Origin of the sequence: Blautia sp. MCC269, from assembly GCF_018785655.1 — a bacterium.
Classification (GTDB): domain Bacteria; phylum Bacillota; class Clostridia; order Lachnospirales; family Lachnospiraceae; genus Blautia_A.
The window spans coordinates 1-17,968 of record NZ_WQQE01000021.1 but is presented as its reverse complement, the minus strand read 5'-3'; the positions used below and the strand labels follow the sequence as shown (position 1 = coordinate 17,968).

Annotated in this window: 19 protein-coding genes; 15 read left to right on the top strand and 4 right to left on the bottom strand. The window is 37.4% G+C overall.

All coding sequences use genetic code 11. The annotated features are described in order from the left end of the window. Positions 1–10: 10 nt before the first annotated feature. The gene (locus GPK88_RS07000) at positions 11–376 is read left to right on the top strand and encodes a glutamyl-tRNA amidotransferase (RefSeq protein WP_115624663.1); all 366 of its coding nucleotides are present in this window, start codon (positions 11–13) and stop codon (positions 374–376) included. Between the two features lie 78 nt (positions 377–454). Then, positions 455–1,291 carry a VirB6/TrbL-like conjugal transfer protein, CD1112 family gene (locus GPK88_RS06995; protein ID WP_005342786.1) on the top strand — a complete coding sequence of 279 codons (837 nt, stop codon included), beginning with the start codon at positions 455–457 and terminating at the stop codon, positions 1,289–1,291. Positions 1,292–1,319: 28 nt separating this feature from the next. On the opposite strand, the gene GPK88_RS06990 is transcribed toward GPK88_RS06995, so the two are convergent. Continuing rightward, complete coding sequence (locus GPK88_RS06990) at positions 1,320–1,700, bottom strand: hypothetical protein (protein WP_029731817.1); 381 nt, start codon at positions 1,698–1,700, stop codon at positions 1,320–1,322. An 81-nt stretch (positions 1,701–1,781) separates the two neighbouring features. On the opposite strand from GPK88_RS06990, the gene GPK88_RS06985 reads away from it, so the two are divergent. The 7 genes from GPK88_RS06985 to GPK88_RS06955 all read left to right on the top strand — a co-directional run bounded on the left by GPK88_RS06985 (position 1,782) and on the right by GPK88_RS06955 (position 11,408). Next, positions 1,782–2,174, top strand: a complete 393-nt coding sequence (locus GPK88_RS06985; RefSeq protein ID WP_215707633.1) for a PrgI family protein — start codon at positions 1,782–1,784, stop codon at positions 2,172–2,174. Next, positions 2,155–4,494 (top strand): VirB4-like conjugal transfer ATPase, CD1110 family, encoded by a 2,340-nt coding sequence (locus GPK88_RS06980; protein ID WP_021740708.1) that lies wholly within the window; start codon positions 2,155–2,157, stop codon positions 4,492–4,494. Before GPK88_RS06985 ends, GPK88_RS06980 begins: the two co-directional genes overlap by 20 nt. A gap of 13 nt (positions 4,495–4,507) precedes the next feature. Further along, positions 4,508–4,990 carry a DUF6075 family protein gene (locus GPK88_RS06975; protein WP_021740707.1) on the top strand — a complete coding sequence of 161 codons (483 nt, stop codon included), beginning with the start codon at positions 4,508–4,510 and terminating at the stop codon, positions 4,988–4,990. A gap of 25 nt (positions 4,991–5,015) precedes the next feature. Then, the gene (locus tag GPK88_RS06970) at positions 5,016–6,737 is read left to right on the top strand and encodes a lysozyme family protein (protein ID WP_215707632.1); all 1,722 of its coding nucleotides are present in this window, start codon (positions 5,016–5,018) and stop codon (positions 6,735–6,737) included. Between the two features lie 129 nt (positions 6,738–6,866). Then, positions 6,867–8,978, top strand: coding sequence for a penicillin-binding transpeptidase domain-containing protein (locus tag GPK88_RS06965; RefSeq protein WP_215707631.1), 2,112 nt, complete (start codon positions 6,867–6,869; stop codon positions 8,976–8,978). Further along, positions 8,929–10,167, top strand: a complete 1,239-nt coding sequence (locus GPK88_RS06960; protein WP_252197703.1) for a DUF6070 family protein — start codon at positions 8,929–8,931, stop codon at positions 10,165–10,167. Before GPK88_RS06965 ends, GPK88_RS06960 begins: the two co-directional genes overlap by 50 nt. Before the next feature lie 8 nt (positions 10,168–10,175). Then, positions 10,176–11,408: a DUF6070 family protein gene (locus GPK88_RS06955; protein WP_215707630.1), complete on the top strand. Its 1,233-nt coding sequence runs from the start codon at positions 10,176–10,178 to the stop codon at positions 11,406–11,408. Between the two features lie 64 nt (positions 11,409–11,472). On the opposite strand, the gene GPK88_RS06950 is transcribed toward GPK88_RS06955, so the two are convergent. Both GPK88_RS06950 and GPK88_RS06945 read right to left on the bottom strand, forming a co-directional pair. Further along, on the bottom strand, positions 11,473–13,272 hold the full coding sequence (locus GPK88_RS06950; RefSeq protein ID WP_215707629.1) for a BlaR1 family beta-lactam sensor/signal transducer: 1,800 nt from the start codon (positions 13,270–13,272) through the stop codon (positions 11,473–11,475). Positions 13,273–13,290: 18 nt separating this feature from the next. Then, entirely contained in the window at positions 13,291–13,659 is a 369-nt protein-coding gene (locus GPK88_RS06945) for a BlaI/MecI/CopY family transcriptional regulator (protein ID WP_005341664.1), read from the bottom strand. A gap of 157 nt (positions 13,660–13,816) precedes the next feature. On the opposite strand from GPK88_RS06945, the gene GPK88_RS06940 reads away from it, so the two are divergent. Together GPK88_RS06940 and GPK88_RS06935 are read left to right on the top strand one after the other, a co-directional pair. Next, entirely contained in the window at positions 13,817–14,239 is a 423-nt protein-coding gene (locus GPK88_RS06940; RefSeq protein WP_028087872.1) for a winged helix-turn-helix domain-containing protein, read from the top strand. Between the two features lie 58 nt (positions 14,240–14,297). After that, entirely contained in the window at positions 14,298–14,639 is a 342-nt protein-coding gene (locus GPK88_RS06935; RefSeq protein ID WP_006428643.1) for a hypothetical protein, read from the top strand. Positions 14,640–14,820: 181 nt separating this feature from the next. On the opposite strand, the gene GPK88_RS06930 is transcribed toward GPK88_RS06935, so the two are convergent. Then, positions 14,821–15,183: a helix-turn-helix domain-containing protein gene (locus GPK88_RS06930; protein ID WP_006428642.1), complete on the bottom strand. Its 363-nt coding sequence runs from the start codon at positions 15,181–15,183 to the stop codon at positions 14,821–14,823. Positions 15,184–15,668: 485 nt separating this feature from the next. Between GPK88_RS06930 and GPK88_RS06925 the strand changes: the two genes are divergently transcribed. From GPK88_RS06925 to GPK88_RS06910, 4 genes are all read left to right on the top strand, one after another. Then, positions 15,669–16,139, top strand: a complete 471-nt coding sequence (locus GPK88_RS06925) for an RNA polymerase sigma factor (protein WP_021739061.1) — start codon at positions 15,669–15,671, stop codon at positions 16,137–16,139. A 593-nt stretch (positions 16,140–16,732) separates the two neighbouring features. Further along, on the top strand, positions 16,733–17,254 hold the full coding sequence (locus GPK88_RS06920; RefSeq protein ID WP_215707628.1) for a type II toxin-antitoxin system PemK/MazF family toxin: 522 nt from the start codon (positions 16,733–16,735) through the stop codon (positions 17,252–17,254). 9 nt (positions 17,255–17,263) lie between these two features. Then, positions 17,264–17,446, top strand: a complete 183-nt coding sequence (locus GPK88_RS06915; RefSeq protein WP_215633818.1) for a helix-turn-helix domain-containing protein — start codon at positions 17,264–17,266, stop codon at positions 17,444–17,446. Between the two features lie 101 nt (positions 17,447–17,547). Then, positions 17,548–17,904 (top strand): N-terminal phage integrase SAM-like domain-containing protein, encoded by a 357-nt coding sequence (locus GPK88_RS06910; protein ID WP_215707627.1) that lies wholly within the window; start codon positions 17,548–17,550, stop codon positions 17,902–17,904. Positions 17,905–17,968 lie beyond the last annotated feature (64 nt).

Below are 17,968 nucleotides of genomic sequence, written 5' to 3'. Positions count from 1 at the left end.
GCTATCAAAAATGAAGTTAGATATGCGAAAGAAGCAGGAGAAGAAAGAAACCACAAAAGTAACGAAGAAGCTGCCAATGACAGCAAAAATGAAACGTGCCATGGCAGTGTATATTGCAATGGTACTGTTTATGACAGCAGGAGCAAGTACCGTATTTGCGGCAGACGATCCACTGACCGTTATCAATAATCTGTCCACATTTATTTTTGGATTGATTCGTGCTATCGGAATGATTTTATTAGGATTTGGAATTGTGCAGGTTGGTTTATCACTGAAATCTCATGATCCAAGCCAGAGAGCAAACGGATTTTTAACGTTAGCAGGCGGTGTAATCATTACATTTGCAAAAGAAATCCTGAATCTGATTACAGGTTAAGAAGAAAACAAGAAAATGGGACGGTGCAGGCCCGAAAGGAGCCGCACCGACCCGGCTAAGACAGGAGGTGTTTAGAAAGTGTCAGATAACTGGGTAGTACAGAACTTGCAAAATGCCCTGGATACCTGGAACAGTAAACTTGCGGAAATATGGCAGATACTCACACAGTCACCGGAAACTTTTAAAGGTGGCGGTATCTGGCAGGTGATTGTGCAGATCCATGGAGCATTGCAGGCAATCGGCTATGCTTTGTTAGTGCTTTTCTTTGTAGTCGGAGTGGTCAAGACTTGTGGAAGTTTTACAGAGGTAAAAAGACCGGAACATGCATTAAAAATATTTATCCGTTTTGCGATTGCAAAAGGCGTAGTCACGTATGGACTGGAGCTGATGATGGCATTATTCAATATCATACAAGGAGTGACCAGTACAATTATGCAGACCGCAGGATTTGGAAGTACAGAAGATACCGTTTTACCGGACGAAATCATAGAAGCGGTAGAAGATTGTGGATTTTTTGAAAGTATTCCTCTATGGGCGGTGACGTTGATCGGTGGACTTTTTATTACAGTTCTGAGCTTCATTATGATTATGAGTGTATATGGAAGATTTTTTCGATTATTCCTATATACAGCAATTGCACCGATTCCGTTATCTTCCTTTGCGGGAGAGCCGAGCCAAAATATTGGAAGAAGTTTCTTGAAATCCTATGCAGCAGTGTGTCTGGAGGGAGCAATCGTGGTACTTGCCTGCATTATTTTTTCACTATTTGCATCATCACCGCCAGTAGTCGATCCAAATGCAGCGGCAGTGACTATGGTGTGGAGCTATATTGGAGAATTGATTTTTAATATGTTGGTACTGGTCGGTGCGGTGAAGATGTCAGACAGGGTAGTGAGGGAAATGATGGGATTGTAAAAAGGACGCCCGAAAGCATCCTTAAAATTTATTCTACAATATTGTTGCTATTGTTATACCGCATATTCCCCTGAGAATCAAAATGGACAGAATCTAAAGGAATCCCTCTTTGTCTGGCACGAGAAATCTGGAAGGACATATCGTCTTTCATAGCTTTGTAGTATTGATGTTCCTGCCACTTGCGTCGTAGAGCAGAAATCCAGCTAAGAACAGAAAAGGCAGTCAGCAGATAGAGGATTGCAAATGCTAGTTTCTCATGGCTTGCTGCCCATGGATTCAGAATCGTGGAAACAGCAAGGAAGTATAACAGCGGTAAGGTCAGATTTAATCTGGCAGCAATCCGAAACAGCAGAGAAATCAGGAATAGAGCAACGGTAACAACAAGTGAAATCATAACAGTGATTGGCATAGGTCAGTCCCCCTTTCATTTACCCAAAGTGTAACAGAACAGGAAAAATATAACAAATGTGCGATTTGGAGGTGTATCGTTTTGGAAGTAAAAATTAACAAGGAAATCAGGGATTACACAGAGGCAATCTTTTTCGGATTGTCCCTGAGACAGTTTATCTTTTCAGGATTAGCCTGCGGGGTTGCCGTTGGGCTTTATTTTTTGCTTCACCCATACATGAGTATGGAAACAGTGAGTTGGATTTGTGTACTGGGAGCTGCCCCATGTGTAGTGTTCGGGTTTGTAAAATATCATGGAATGACAGCGGAGCAGTTTATCTGGGCATGGATAAAATCAGAAATCCTGATGCCGAAAAAACTGGTGTTCCGGTCAGAAAATCTTTATTTTGATGCGGTAGAACCAATCATTAAAAAATATGAGAAAGAAAGTCTGAAGAAGGAGGGACGCAAGAAGAATGATAAAAACGCTGAGTAATATTTTCAAGCAGGATAAAGAAAAATTTGTAATTCCAAGAAGCGTACAGCAGGTAATTCCCATCGAGACTATCTGGTCTGATGGGATATTTAAAATCGGGAGAAATAAATTTGCACGTACTTATAAATTTACGGATATCAACTATGCGGTGGCAAGCAAAGTAGATAAGGAAACCATGTTCCTGGAATATATGGATTTATTAAATTCTTTCGATTGCGGTGGAACAACAAAAATAACGATCAATAATCGCCGCTTGAATAAGGTGGATTTTGAAAAAGCAATTCTGATTCCGATGCAGGAGGACGGACTGGATTTATATCGGAAAGAGTACAACAACATGCTTTTAGATAAGGCAACCAGTTCCAACAGCATGGTGCAGGAAAAATATGTGACAGTATCCTGCTATAAGAAAACAATCGAAGAAGCCAGAACGTATTTTGCACGAGTGACAACAGAGCTGAACAGTCATTTTGCAAGATTGGGTTCCAAATGTGTAGAGATAAATGGAGAAGATAAGTTACGGATTCTGCATGATTTTTACCGTACAGGAGAAGAATCTGGTTTCCATTTTGATATTCAGGAGAATATGAGAAAAGGACACAGCTTCAAAGATTATATCTGTCCGGATACCTTTGAATTTGAAAAAGATTATTTCCGCATGGGAGATCGTTATGGAAGAGTACTTTTTCTTCGTGAGTATGCTTCTTACATCAAAGACGATATGATAGCAGAACTGACCGACATGAATCGAAATCTGATGTTGAGCATTGATGTGATTCCGGTTCCGACTGATGAAGCAGTACAGGAAGTGGAAAAACGTTTGTTAGGTGTGGAGACTAATATAACAAACTGGCAACGACGCCAAAATGCCAACAATAACTTTTCCGCAGTGATTCCTTATGATTTGGAACAGCAGAGAAAAGAAAGTAAAGAGTTCATGGACGATTTAACCACACGTGACCAGCGTATGATGTTCGGTATACTGACTATGGTGCATACGGCAGAATCGAAAAAACAGCTTGATGCAGATACGGAAACACTTCTGACAATCGGACGGAAAAAGTTATGCCAGTTTTCTGTTCTGAAATTTCAGCAGATGGACGGACTGAATACAGCACTACCCATCGGACACCGGAAGATTCCGGCAGTCCGCACACTGACTTCGGAGAGTGTAGCAGTGTTGATGCCATTCCGGGTGCAGGAGATTATGGACGCAGGAGGTATCTATTGTGGAGAAAATGCAATCTCCCATAACTTAATCATGTGTAATAAAGAAAAACTGTTGAATCCAAACTCATTTCTTTTGGGTGTGCCGGGAAGTGGAAAATCCTTTAATGCAAAAATGCAGATTGTATTCCTGGCACTGGCAACGCAGGACGATATCCTGATTTGTGATCCAGAGCGAGAGTATGCATCATTAGTTGAAGCAATGGGCGGAGAAGTGGTTCGCATTGCTGCAGGAAGCCGGGACCATATCAATGCAATGGATATGGTAGACGGATATGGAGATGGCGGTGATCCAGTGATTGAGAAGTCACAGTTTATTTTATCTCTGTTTGAACAGTTGGATAAAAAAGGAATCAATGCAAAGGAACGTTCCATTATTGACCGATGTGTGGGAGAAGTTTATGAGGAATATCAGCATGGCGGAGCAGTGCCGACTTTGCGGGTGTTGCGTGAAAAATTTTTAGAACAGGAAGAACCGGAAGCACAGGATTTGGCACTGGTATCAGAATTATTTACCAATGGAAGTCTGGACGCATTTGCACATGAAAGTAATGTTGATGTGAATAACCGTATCATGGTATACGACATTCTGGATTTAGGAAAACAGTTAAAGACCATGGGACTTCTGGTAATCACTGATGCAATGTTGAACCGGGTAACGGAGAACTGGAAACAGGGAAAGCGAACCCATATTTTTTTAGACGAGTTTCATGTAGTATTTGAAAATGAGTATTCCGGAGCATTTTTTAACTCTGCATGGCGAAGATTTCGTAAGCGTAATGCATTCCCGACAGCAATCACACAGAACGTGGAATATCTGTTAGATTCTGTTCTTGCAAGTACGATGATTTCCAACAGTGAGTATATCGTGATGCTTAATCAGGCAGAGCCGGACAGAGCAAAGTTGGCGACACTTTTGAATATTTCTACAGAGCAAATGGGATATATCACAAATGCAGATGCCGGTTGTGGTCTGGTGAAATATGGAAGTTCGCTTGTACCGTTCGTCAATAGATTCCCAACCAATACAAGGTTGTATAAACTGATGACCACAAAGCCGGGAGAGGACAGTATCAACCGGGGAAGAATGTAAAATTAAAAATATTTTGAATAATGAAAAGCAAGGCACTGAAAATCGTCACAATTTGTGGCGTTTTTTAGTGCCGGAAAAGGAGCCAAATATGTCAGAAATCAGATTTTCATCAAAGGAACACGAAAAGTTTTTTTATCAGATGTTAGCTAAATGCGGAAAGCACGACAGTTATTACAGTTCATTTTTCTATTGTGTGGGAATTTCTGAAGATACCAGAAATCATGTTGATCGCATGTTTGATTTTAAAGAGCGTTTGATTAAACCAGAAGCATTGCATGAAGGGTGGCAGACAGGCGGTTCGGCACGATTGACCAGACTGGCTTTCAACTTGTGGAATGGATATGTGGAGAAGGGAGAAGAAAGTCTGTCTACCCCATACGAGATGTTCGATTGTGGCTATGCATCATATTTTTATGAAGCAATCCGCATGAAATACCCGGAATACTGCCGGGAACTGCCACAGGTGAGCAAAAAAGAAACTAATCATGAACGCTAGATAAAGATTCAAATGGAGAAAAGCGATGGATCGTAAGATAAAAACACGCCAAGTCCATAAGGATATTAAAGTATTAGATAAGACAGTTACAGTGACAGACCATGTTAAGCAGTCCTATGTCAGAACAAAAGAAAATATCATGCAATCGACGGAGAAATCTAGTGATAGAGAGAATAATCCGGTAGGTTATGCAGAAGATGCGGCCAGCAAGTATGCTGACCGCATCTTTCACGAAACAGGGCATCAGGTACGCAGACAGGCAGGAAAGATTATTGAACGGAAGAAAGAGAAAGCTTCTGTTTCTTCGACAGGCGAAGAAACAGTTTACCAGCCGAAAGAAGAAATTCGACCAGTACCGCCTTCAGGCGGAGAAACGGCACAGGAGCAGGGAAAAGAACTTGCTGTCAAAAAAATTAAGACCATTGAACGGGATAAAAGAACCATCAAGACCGGGAGAGCATCGGAACAGGTTGTAAAGAATACTGGAAAAGGTACTATCAAGACCTCTGGAAAAGCGGTCAAGACTGCAGAACAGACGGCAAAGACCAGTATTAAGACATCGGAGCAGACAGCAAATGTTTCTGTCCGGGCAATGCATTATTCCATGAAAAAAGCAGAAAAAGCAGTGCAGGCAGCAAGACAGACAGCACAGAATACAAAGATTGCAGTGAAAACGACAGCAAAGGCAGTAACACATGCAATAAAAGCGTTGATGGAAGCTATAAAAGCATTGTTAAGTGGATTGACCGCAGGCGGTTGGATTGCAGTGGTGATATTGATTATCGTCATTTTATTTGGTGGATTTCTTTGCATGACAGGCGGGGATAATTCCAGTACGGTTTCTTCTGTCAGTGCAGAAGTAGAAGCATATGAGCCACTAATTCGGCAGTATGCAAACCAATATGGAATTGGTGAATATGTGGAATTGATTAAAGCGATTATGATGCAGGAATCCGGTGGGAGAGGACTTGACCCGATGCAGTGTTCAGAGGGCAGTTTTAATACAAAATATCCCAAACAGCCGAATGGAATCACAGATCCGGAGTATTCGATTTCTTGCGGAGTGCAGGAAATAAAAAGCTGTCTGGAACGTGCAGGAGTAAAAAATCCTCTGGATATGGAAAATATTAAACTGGCATTGCAAAGCTACAATTATGGAAATGGATATCTGGAATGGGCGAAAGCTAGAGGTGGATATACCCTTGCCAATGCAGCAGAATTTTCTGATATGATGGCACAGAGAATGGGGTGGAGCAGTTATGGGGACAAGCAGTATGTACCACATGTGCTTCAGTATTATGCATTTGGAAGAATCCCGACAGGTATCGGCAATCAGGCAATCGTTCAGGTGGCAGCATCGCAGGAAGGAAAAGGCGGAACGACTTATTGGAGATGGTATGGATTTGGAGGCAGGGTAGAGTGGTGTGCCTGCTTTGTGTCCTGGTGTGCAGACCAGAGCGGTTATATTCAGAGTGGAGTCATTCCGAAATTTTCTCTTTGTTCGGACGGTGTGAAGTGGTTTGAAAGCAAAGGTAGGTTCCGTGACGGAAGTTATACCCCGGTGGCAGGAGATATTATTTTCTTTGACTGGGGAAATAATGGAACGATTGACCACGTTGGAATTGTAGAGAGTGTCAGTGGAGGAACCGTAAATACCATTGAAGGCAACAGTGGAGATAAAGTGGCAAGACGAAGTTACAGTATTGGAAGCAGTAACATCTATGGATATGGTGTTCCGGCATATTAAAAGGCAGGAGAAAAAGTGTGATAGTCTAATGGTGAATCTGGAGTATACAATTCCTGAAAATAGACTTGACTTTTAAATATTACAAGTGTAAGATTTAAGAAACAAAAAAATTAGAAGAAAGGAATATCTATGAAAAGAAGACGGAAAAAGCAAAATATCCAAAAATCTTACACTTGTAAGATTTTTTGGCTGATAGTAGCTATAACAGTAATTGCTGTTTCAGGAGGTGTTTTATTAAAAAGGACGATAACGGAATCACCAGAAGACACACTTATGGAATATATGAACCATATTGAAAAAAAGGAATATGAAGTAATGTATACTATGATAGATTCAGATGAAAAAGTTTATCTGACAAAAGAAGAATACATACAACGAAATTCTAAGATATACGAAGGAATAGAGGTCAGTGACATTAAAATCAGTCATATAGCTGTGAAAGAGAAAAAAGCAGATACAGTTACGCTTTCGTATGAAACATCATGTAATACAATTGCCGGAACAATACAATTTGACAATATGGCGGAACTGAAGAAGACGAAACAGGGATATAAATTAGTATGGCAGGATAGCCTGATTTTTCCAGATTTAGAGAGTGATGATAAAATAAGTGTTACTACATCAAAAGCGGAGAGAGGAGAAATATTAGACCGAGATGGTAAAATGCTTGCAGGAAAAGGAGTAGCAACATCAGTTGGCATTATACCGGGAAAGCTGGAAGACAGGAATGTATCTATTAAAAAAATAGCGGAGTTATTAGAGATAGATGTAGAAACAATAAATAACAAACTCACAGCAAAGTGGGTAAAAGAAGATTCTTTTGTACCAATTGAAACTATTCCGAAAGTAGAAGAAATAGATTTAATGAAAATACAGCCAGAAGAAAAGACACTTGAGGAGCAGGATTGTCAGAATAAACTTTTGGAAATTCCAGGGGTTATGCTATCAGATGTGGAAGTTAGAACCTATGAGTTAGGGGAAGCAGCAGCTCATTTAATTGGTTATGTACAGTCTGTAACAGCAGAAGATTTGGAAAATCATCCAGGGGAAGGATATTCAGTTGAAAGTGTGATCGGAAGATCTGGGGTGGAAAAGTTATACGAAAAGCAATTAAAAGGAAAAGATGGTTGTGATATAAAGATTTTGGATAGTGATGGGGAAGTAAAAGAGGTTCTTGCAAGTATTTTTAAAGAAGATGGTATGGATATAAGATTAACGATAGATTCCGATTTGCAAAAATCATTATACGAGCAGTTTAAAGAAGATCCGGGGTGTTCTGTCGCAATGAATCCTTATACGGGAGAAGTATTGGCTTTGGTAAGTACCCCATCTTATGATAATAATGAATTTATACGGGGCTTATCATCAGAGAAATGGACATCATTAAACGAAGATGAAAAGAAGCCATTATATAATCGTTTTCGTCAAATATGGTGTCCTGGCTCAACATTTAAACCAGTTGTGGCAGGAATTGGGTTAAAAACGGAAAGCATAGATCCAAAAGAAGATTTTGGAAAAGAAGGTTTGGCATGGCAGAAAGATTCGTCTTGGGGATCTTATCAAGTGACAACACTTCATGAATATGAACCGGTTATTATGAAAAATGCAATTATCTATTCTGATAATATTTATTTTGCAAAGGCAGCTCTTAAAATTGGTAGTGAGAATTTTATGAATACTTTAAATGAAATAGGATTTAATCAGAATATGCCGTTTGAGATTGCGATGCAGGAATCAACATATTCCAATACAGATAAAATAGAAACAGAAATACAATTGGCAGATAGTGGTTATGGGCAAGGTCAGATTCTTGTAAATCCATTACATCTGGCAAGTATTTATACTTCATTTTTAAATGAAGGGAATATGATAAAACCGTATTTGAAATACAAAGAAGAAGCATCCGGTGAAACATGGATAGAAAATGCGTTTAGCAAAGAAAATGTAGAAGAAATTATGCAAGGGGTGGAAGGTGTTGTAAATGATCCGGAAGGAACCGGATATGCTGCACATCGTGACGATATTTTGCTGGCTGGAAAAACAGGGACAGCCGAGTTGAAGGCAACGAAAGAAGATACTTCTGGCAAAGAAATCGGGTGGTTTTCGGTGTTTACGGCAGATAAAAGCGTGGACAAACCAATTCTTCTTATCAGTATGGTTGAGAATGTGAAAGGAATCGGTGGAAGTGGTTATGTTGTTAAAAAAGATGCAACAGTATTGGATGAGTATTTTGAAGAATAAAAAAAATTTTATGGGAAATTATTACACATGTAAGATATTTGCGATGATATTGATAGTTCTTATTGTTTTTACAGGGTGCGGACAAAATCGAATTACGGAAAAAGAAGAAAAGAAAGAAACCGTAGAATCTGAAATGAATGCAGAAGTAAAAAAAACAGCGCAAAGTTTTCGGTCTGTTTATATGAAGGAGAAGTCGGAGTTAAATACATTAAAGGTGAAAAGAAAAATTATCAATTGTCTGGAAGAAAAAGGATATGCGGCAGTAGATTGTGATAATCAGATTGATATGGTCAATCGTGAAAAAGTAGAAGATTTTTGCAAAACAGCAGAGAAAGAAGAACAGGCAGCAGTAGATATTGTTGTTGTATTTGATGAAGGGGAAATTATACAATATCATTTAGAGTCAATGAATGGAAAGATAAATGTTCGATTATGTCAGGTTAAATGGAAGGATAATAGCCCACAGGCTAATTATTATGATGAATATGAAGCATATGAGTGGAAATATACAGAAAAAGGATACTTGTTTCTGGAGGAATATCACCCACCGGGATTTGATGGAGCACCGGGTGAAACTGGATTCAGAGTGCAGCCATTAGATAAAACATGCCGGGAATTGAATCGAAAATATGTTATGCCGTTGGGGTATGCACTTAATAATCTGTTGATTACAAATTGGGATAACCAGAATTATACGGAACTTGATTTTTATGATCTTTATGAAAAAATGTATTATATGAAATATGGAAAGCAAGTTCCATATGAAGCAAATTATGGTGGAGCAGAATATGAAGTTCCAAAAGATGAGTTTGAAGAGGTTATAAAGACCTATTTACCATTTAGTAATAGCGAGATTGAAAAAGGAACTTTTTATAACTCTGATAATAGAACTTTTAGATACAGACCGCGAGGGTTATATGATTGTGAATTCCCATATGAGCCATATCCGGAAGTTATCTCATATGAAAAATTACAAGATGGAACATTAAAACTTACGATAGAAGCAGTATGGGAAATCAGAATGTTAGATCAGGCAATCACCAGTGAATTGATGATAAAACCTATGGAAGACGGAAGTTTCCAGTATTTATCAAATAAGGTAATCAGGTCAGATCAAAATGCAAATGCAGGGTGGTATATGCCAAGGTTAACAGAAGAAGAGTGGGAAGAGAATTACAGTAATAATTAGGGGGCAATATGAAAAGAAAAAGTATTTTGTTAGTACTTTGTATAGGAATGATTCTGACTTCCTGTGAAAGTAAGATATCGTTAAACAGCACAGATGTAAAAAATGAGAAGAATCAAAAAAACACTACCATGGAAAATCCGGATAAGGGATATAATCTACCAATCGATGAAGACAAGAAAAAGGAAGCTGTGAACGATTGTGAAGAAATTATGGGCATTATCCGAGATATTTATTCTGAATATAATGGAATACAAGAAGCAGATCAGAATACTGCTGAGCAAATGATGAATCGGATGAAAGAAATTATCAAACAAAATGGGAATCCGGTCATTGGTTCCGATCATTATTCTGTTATGGATAATTATCAGAAGATGGAACAATTTTTTAAATCTGCAGAACAAGAAGAAAAAGGAAGTGTAATTTTATATGAAGCAGATACAGATGGTGGAATTACCAGAAAAGAATATAGTTATGATGGAAAAGAAATGAGTGTGATGTCCGCAAAAATGATCTGGAGTGAGGATACAGAGCCTGTACTTACATACATATCGCTATCAAAAATAAAAGAATGGGCATATACTGAAAATGGGAATTTCTGTTATGAATTATGCGTACCTGAACCACCGGAAGTGACAGAGATTGTAGATGGAAGTTGTATTATCCGGGTAAAGCCTTTGAGTGAGGAGTGTCGGGAATATTCAAAAAAATATGTGAGTACGTTCGGCTATCAGGGAAACAATCTGTTATGTTCAAACTGGAATGCGGAGGATATGCAGGGGTTGGATTATAATGGACTTTATGAATATTTTTATCAAATGAAATATGGAGAAAAATTTACTGCAGAAAAAGAGGTTGTGGGAATTCCAGCAGAAGAGTTCGAAAATGTAATTATGACATATCTTCCTGTTACAAAAGAAGAATTGAAAGAATGGGCGGTCTACGATGAACAAAGTAATATGTTTATCTGGGAACGATTGGGATGTGGTAATTATTCACCAACACATTTTGCCTTGTCTTTACCGGAAGTAACAGAAGTCAGGCATAATGAAGATGGAACCATTGTTTTGACAATTCATGCAGTATGTGATTCTGTTGTATGTAATGATGCTGTTATTACACACGAACTTACGATGAAAATTCAGGATGATGGAACGATTCAGTATGTTGGAAACAGGATTTTAGATAATGGTATTGATAATATACCGAGGTATCAGTACCGGTTAGGTAATTTGCAGAATTGATCAGTAGAGAAGAATGAAATAAAGAGAACTGATAACAGGAAATTATGCTATCAGTTCTCTTTATTTATTTCCAAATACCAAGATTAGAAAGTACAGATTCTGTTATTTCGGTAGCCTGACTTCCAGTTGCACCAGAAGAGGATTGAATATTTGTTGCGAAGTAGTAAGTATTATTCGCTGTTTCAATGTATCCGATAAACCAGCCATTGACATCTTTACCATTGACACGCCCGGTTCCTGTTTTCCCGTAAAGAGAACCGGAAGAAGTAGTGGAAAGCAGCAGGGCTTTTTTTACTGCCTGGATATTTTTACTGTCAAAATGAAAATTATTTTGATAGAAATCCTGTAACAATTCCACCTGTTCTATGGGTGATATCTTCAGAGAGAAATCTGTCCAATAGAGATTTAGATTTGTTCCAGTATTCTGATTCCCATAGTTTATTGTCTGTAAAAATGTTCTTACGGCTTCAAAACCTGCCTGTGAATCAATTGCCTGAAAATACCAGTTTACGGAATTATGTATAGCCGAGGTTAAATCTTGATCGGCCTCCCATGAATTAAAAGGATATGGTTCTCCATTCCATGTGAAAGTGGAATGTTCTGGTGTAATAATTCCAGATTCCAAGCCAAGTAATGCATCATATATTTTATAAGTCGAATTCGGTGATACACGTGTGGAAGCATGATCCATATTATAAATATTCCATTTATCAGCAGATTGATTATATAAAACAAAACTTCCGGTGTAATCCCCAAAATTGGAAGAAAGATTTAGCTGAGTAATATTCTTTTTGGTTGTGTCAAAATGATAGCCAGTCTGATCAGAAGCATAAACAGAAAGTATGGGAATGCATCCAATGATGATAGTAGAGACGAATATGCATATAAGATATCCACGAATTTTTTGTTTAAAAGTAGGTTGGTGGAATGATGCAATATTTAAAATGCGTCCTTTTAACTGTTTTATATTTCCACTGATTCCCATAGTAAGAGGGAATGGAGACAGAGCTATTGTTTCGGCAAAGTTAATCAGTGTATTTCCATATGACTTGTATTCTGTTTCTTTCAATAATTGTAATACAGCACTGTCGCAGGCAAGTTCCCGTTCCTGCCGTATTCTTTTTAGAAAATACCAGATTAGGGGATTGAACCAGTAGAAAACATTTACTGTATTTATCAAATATCCAATTAGAATATCTTTATGCTTGTAGTGCTGCAGTTCATGAAGAAGCATATATCGAATATCAGTTGAGCTTATAGTTCCAGCGTTAAAATCTGAAATCAAGTGAATTGGAAGATAAATGCGAGGATGCAGGAAACCAGCCAAAACAGGAGATTTCAAAAATGCTGTACTATAAATCGGAATGGTATGCTTGCTGTTCACTTCGTTTAAACATTCTATATAAAGAGCGTTTAGTTCTTCATTTTGAAGAGGTAAAGCAGAACTATATAAGGCTTTTACTTGTTTTACTGAGCGGTAGAGAAGAAAAAACATTATGAATATACCGATACTCCAGAAAAATACAAGTAATGTGTGAATAAAAGTTGGTATTTGGGTGCTGACAGAGACAGCAAAATCATTTATTTTATCCAAATTATAACCATTACCAGAAAGAAAAGTGGTTTGAATGTCACCATTGGTACTTGAACTGGCTGTCAGCAAATGGCTCCACGATATAGAAGATGGGGCAGAGCTTATTGGTAAAAAGGGAACAATTAGAACGGCAAGAAATATAATCGAAAGATTATATTGCATACGTGCGGATAATTGCCTTTGCAATAAATTTTTTAATCCCAGTAAACTACCTAAAAAAATACAAATGATGGCATTACAGAGTAAAAATCGAAAACTAAAATATATCAAAATATGCTCCTCCCATGGTTAATGATTGGAAAGAAGATTCCGTAAGCTGGCAATGTCTTCTTCAGACAATTTATCATCCTCAATGTAAGAGGCAAGCATAGAAGTGATATTACCATTATAATATCGCTTTAAAAAAGAATTACTTTCCTGTCGAATATATTCGTCTTCCTTGACCAATGGAGTATAGACAAAAACCCGGCTTTGTTTTTCATAGGTTAGTGCTTTTTTAGAAACGAGACGTTTAATCAATGTCTGAATTGTTTTAGGACTCCAACTGGAAATTTGTGTTAATTTTTCAGTAATTTCATTGGTGCTGATTGGTGCGTATTTCCAAACGATTTTCATAACTTCAAATTCAGCTTCTGAAATTTGAGGCAGATTGCTCATGTGATATTCCTCCAAATCTTACATATGTAATAAAAATATTATATATCTTAAAAGGTTATTCTGTCAACGAAATAAAAACTTGACTTTAAATCTTACAGATGTAATAATAGATAAAAATTACACTTGTAAGATTTGAAATATGAAAGGTTTTTATAAAATGGGAAGGGTAGTTGTTGTAACATTTGATGAAAATGAGGAAGAAAAATTAAATGAATTATTACATTTTCTGTCTGCTAAAAAATACTCTGAGATGCCTGGTAAACAAAATAGGGTACTTGATTACGGAGCATTAAAAATAAATGCGGAATATCGTTCTGTAGAAAGTAATGGTGAGCTGGTTCAATTGACGAATTATGAATTTGAAATATTATATTTGCTGGCAAAAAATCCAGGACGGATATTTTCAAAGGAACAAATATATACACAGGTGTGGAAAGAACCATATTATGGGGCAGAAGATAATGTTATGGGCATAATTCGGAGAATCAGAAAAAAGATTGAGCCAGATTCTGCAAAACCAAGATACATTTTAAATGTATGGGGTATGGGATATAAATTTAATGGTGAATTGATGAAATGATGGAATATAAAATTGGGCATAATAAGTAAAGATACCAAAAAAAGCAGGAGAAATTTTTATGGAAAATGATATTTGGAATGAAATATCCTCTTTTTTGAACCAGTTGCGTTGTGAGAATATAAACAGAGAAAGTTATATCTATTTCCAAGAACTTGCAAATATTCAGTTGAAGAAGAAAATGGAAAAAGAAAAGGTGAATAAACTTCTCGATCATATAAGTTATGAGGACAGGGAGAAGTTGAAGCAATATGGAGAAATTTTGGAAGAAGAAGCGTTTGTGTCAGAACAAAGGGCATATTGTCAAGGATATGTAGATTGTATTCAGTTATTGGCTGGTTTAGGACTCTTGAAAAAATCGACGGATATGGAAAAAATAATTAGCGAGATGAAAAGCAATTAAGTGTGTCGTGGAGGAAAATGTAGTATTTGATAGATAAAAGGATGTTCGTAAAGAAGAAACAGTTATGTTATATCAAGTTGTAATGATATAGCATAACTGTTTTTAACATATGGTAATAGTATTTATTCCACTAATTTTAAATATCGGTAATTATCAGCTATTTATCGGTATTTTACAAGTTTTATTTTGTATCATTAGTAGTGTCTACGTTAGAAATAAAAGGATTAGAATCTAGCAGAGCTGTCGTAGTTGCAAGAATTACCTGTAACTGATAATCATTGCACTGATTTAAGAGCCGAAGAATCTGATCATATGTAGAATTATTTTTATTCTGATTTGGATAAACGTAGTCATCAGCAGAAATATTTAAAGTCTGCATGGTTTTACAAAATAATTCCAGACTGGGACCGCCTTTATGGCGTTCGAGGTCTCCAAGATAAGCCGCCGATATTCCGAGTTTTTCAGCAAGAGCTTCTTGTGTTAAATGCATTTCCATACGCCCTTGTTTTACTAAAGTGGCAAATAATGTTTTGGGAATATCCATGTTTATATACCTCCATAAACTTAGTGTATTACCCTAAATTTGAAAAGTGAAAAGGGTGTAACATTAGAAAAAACACAGGGTATTACCCAATGAATGAGAAAGCATACAAATCTCTTTCGGTTAAAAAAAACAGATTCCGAAAGAGCAGTATTTGTATGCTTATTTTCTTTTCCGGAATCTAACCGGAGAAAATATGGTTCTTAGCAAGAGTTCAGCTAAAAAATTCTGTTCAACAGAAGGTATTCAATTAAAAAAATCTCAACAATTTTATTAGTAAATGTTGGAATTGAAACTAGGGTAAGAGCCAATAATGAATCCAGGGTAATAAAATATCGAATTAAATGCGTCCATAGGAGTGAAATCTGTCAGGGCGTTTTTTGTTACCTAAATATTGGGAATGAACAATTCAAAATAAGGGCGATTGTTCGTATTCGTGCCCCGCCTACTGATCTGAATTCAAAAAAATTCAGATCGGAGGAAAGGACATGGAAGGCAGACAGCCAAAAAGAAGAAAAGATAAATACAACCCATATGAAATCTATGAGAAGGACGGAAAATATTATGTTTCATTTCGCAATGGTGAAAAAGAGTACAAGGATTTGGAAATAGGAAAGAATGTATATGAGGCTTTTAATACGTTTGAATTGCAGGACGTGTCGCATATGAATATTGTGGACAGGCATTTGGAACAGTCAGAAATCTGGGATTCCAGTTTATATGAACGGGTATTTCAGAAAGAGGAAGGTGTAGAGGATACTGTTCTGAATAAACTGGAAGCGGAACGTTTACATAGTGCAATTCAGCAGTTGTCGGAAATTCAGAGAAGACGATTGATGAAGTATTATTTTGAAGATAAGAATTATGAGCAGATTGCACAGGAAGAAGGCTGCTCTTTTCAGATGGTAGCAAAGTCTGTAAAAGCAGCAATCAGAAATTTGAAAAAGATTTTGAGATAGTGGGTTGAAAAATAGCGTTTAAGTGAGGAAACAGGTGGAAAGAGAAATATTCTGATCCACCTGTTTCTTCTTTTGTCACGAAAAGACTGGGGAGCGGGAAGAACCTTGACAAATTCATATACATTCATCAGGCACATTCCTGTTGTTATCGTGATGAGCGTAAGCCACATTAACAGATACGCCATAACACGGATTGGGTAAAGACAGCGAAATCCCACCCGTATACTTCCTTTTGGTTTCAGTTTGTATTACCCGGACTGTTGAGCGAAAAATATCTGGTTATAACTGTCAGATTGCTTCTGGCAGGGCGATGACAGACAACAGGCATAATGATACTCCTGTCCGGTCATAAAGTCGTGTATACAAAATATTTCTTTGATACCGCAACAAGTGAGGGCAGCTTCAGGAGATCCCTGGAGAGGAAAACTCCTAATCCCATATATCTATTTTAGATAAAATCCTGTGGAGCTGATTAGCAGTCAGCCGTCTGATGATTTCCCAATTACAAGTCGGGGCGTCGGGGACAAATAGGCTTGTATTTTACATATTTAGGGATAACAACAGTTAGAAAGACGAGAGGAGATAAAGCAAAGATGGAAGATAGAAACGTCAGGCGTGGGGATATTTATCACGCCGACCTTGATCCTGTATTTGGAAGTGAACAGGGCGGTTATCGTCCGGTGCTGGTGATTCAGAATAATATAGGAAATAAATACAGTCCGACAGTGATCGTGGCAGCAATTACTAGTAAAGAAAAAATGAAACTGCCGACACACATTGCAGTCCCGGAAATGGAAGGTTTGGAAAAGGATTCTGTAGTGCTGTTGGAGCAGCTTAGAACTTTAGATAAAAGACGGTTGGAAAATTATGTGTGTACCTTAGACCGCACTGAAATGGAGAAAATCAATAAAGCAATCCGGAGAAGTACCGGGATACCGAAGATAATTGAAATACCGTTAGTCGTGAGCCTGTGCAGAGTATGTGCAGGCAATTTTTATGATGTGCCGGGACATTATATCCGGCGAGTGAATCCAGAACAGCGATATAAGGATATATGTATGTTTTGCAATGTCAGAAAAGGATATGACTATTATATAGGAAAGAAGAAAGTGTGAGGGTAGTATATGGAGCAAGAAAAGGTACTATTGAATGTAGAAGAAACGGCAGCTTACTTGAATCTTGGGATGACGAAAACCAGAGAATTGATGAAGGAAAATGAAAAAATATTTGTTGTTAAAATTGGCAATCGCAATTATGCACATAAGCTCTTACTGGATAAATGGCTGTTGGCACAGGTTAGACAATAAGTCAAGGATACGAAATAAAAATTTGCATGTTTGTTTTGCACGTTTATGAATGGTAATTTGAAGGAGCAACAGATAAATAGTTTTTTCAGGAGGAAATAATTATGGCAAAAGCATTACCAAGAGGAGTTAGAGAGAAGAACGGTTCATATGAAGCAAGAGCGGTTGTAAATGGAATTAGAATCAATTTATATGGAACAGATCTAAATGAACTGATGGAAGAATTTGAAAAGGCAAAAGAAAATGCCAGGGATACATTGGATTATAGAAAAACCAGAATCACATTGAATGAGTGGTTTGAAGAATGGTTTTCAGAGGTAAAGCAACACCGGGTGAAGGAAACGAGTATTGCACCGATGAAAAATAATTTCAAAAGAACATTTGGCTTTTATATTGGTTCAATGAAGTTGAAAGATATTAAACCGTTGGATGTTCAGAGAGCATTAAATGCGAGAGTATGAAACTTTTTCTGTAAAATAATGTTTAGAAGGTTCTTCTATGATAAAATAAATATCATTAGGAGGG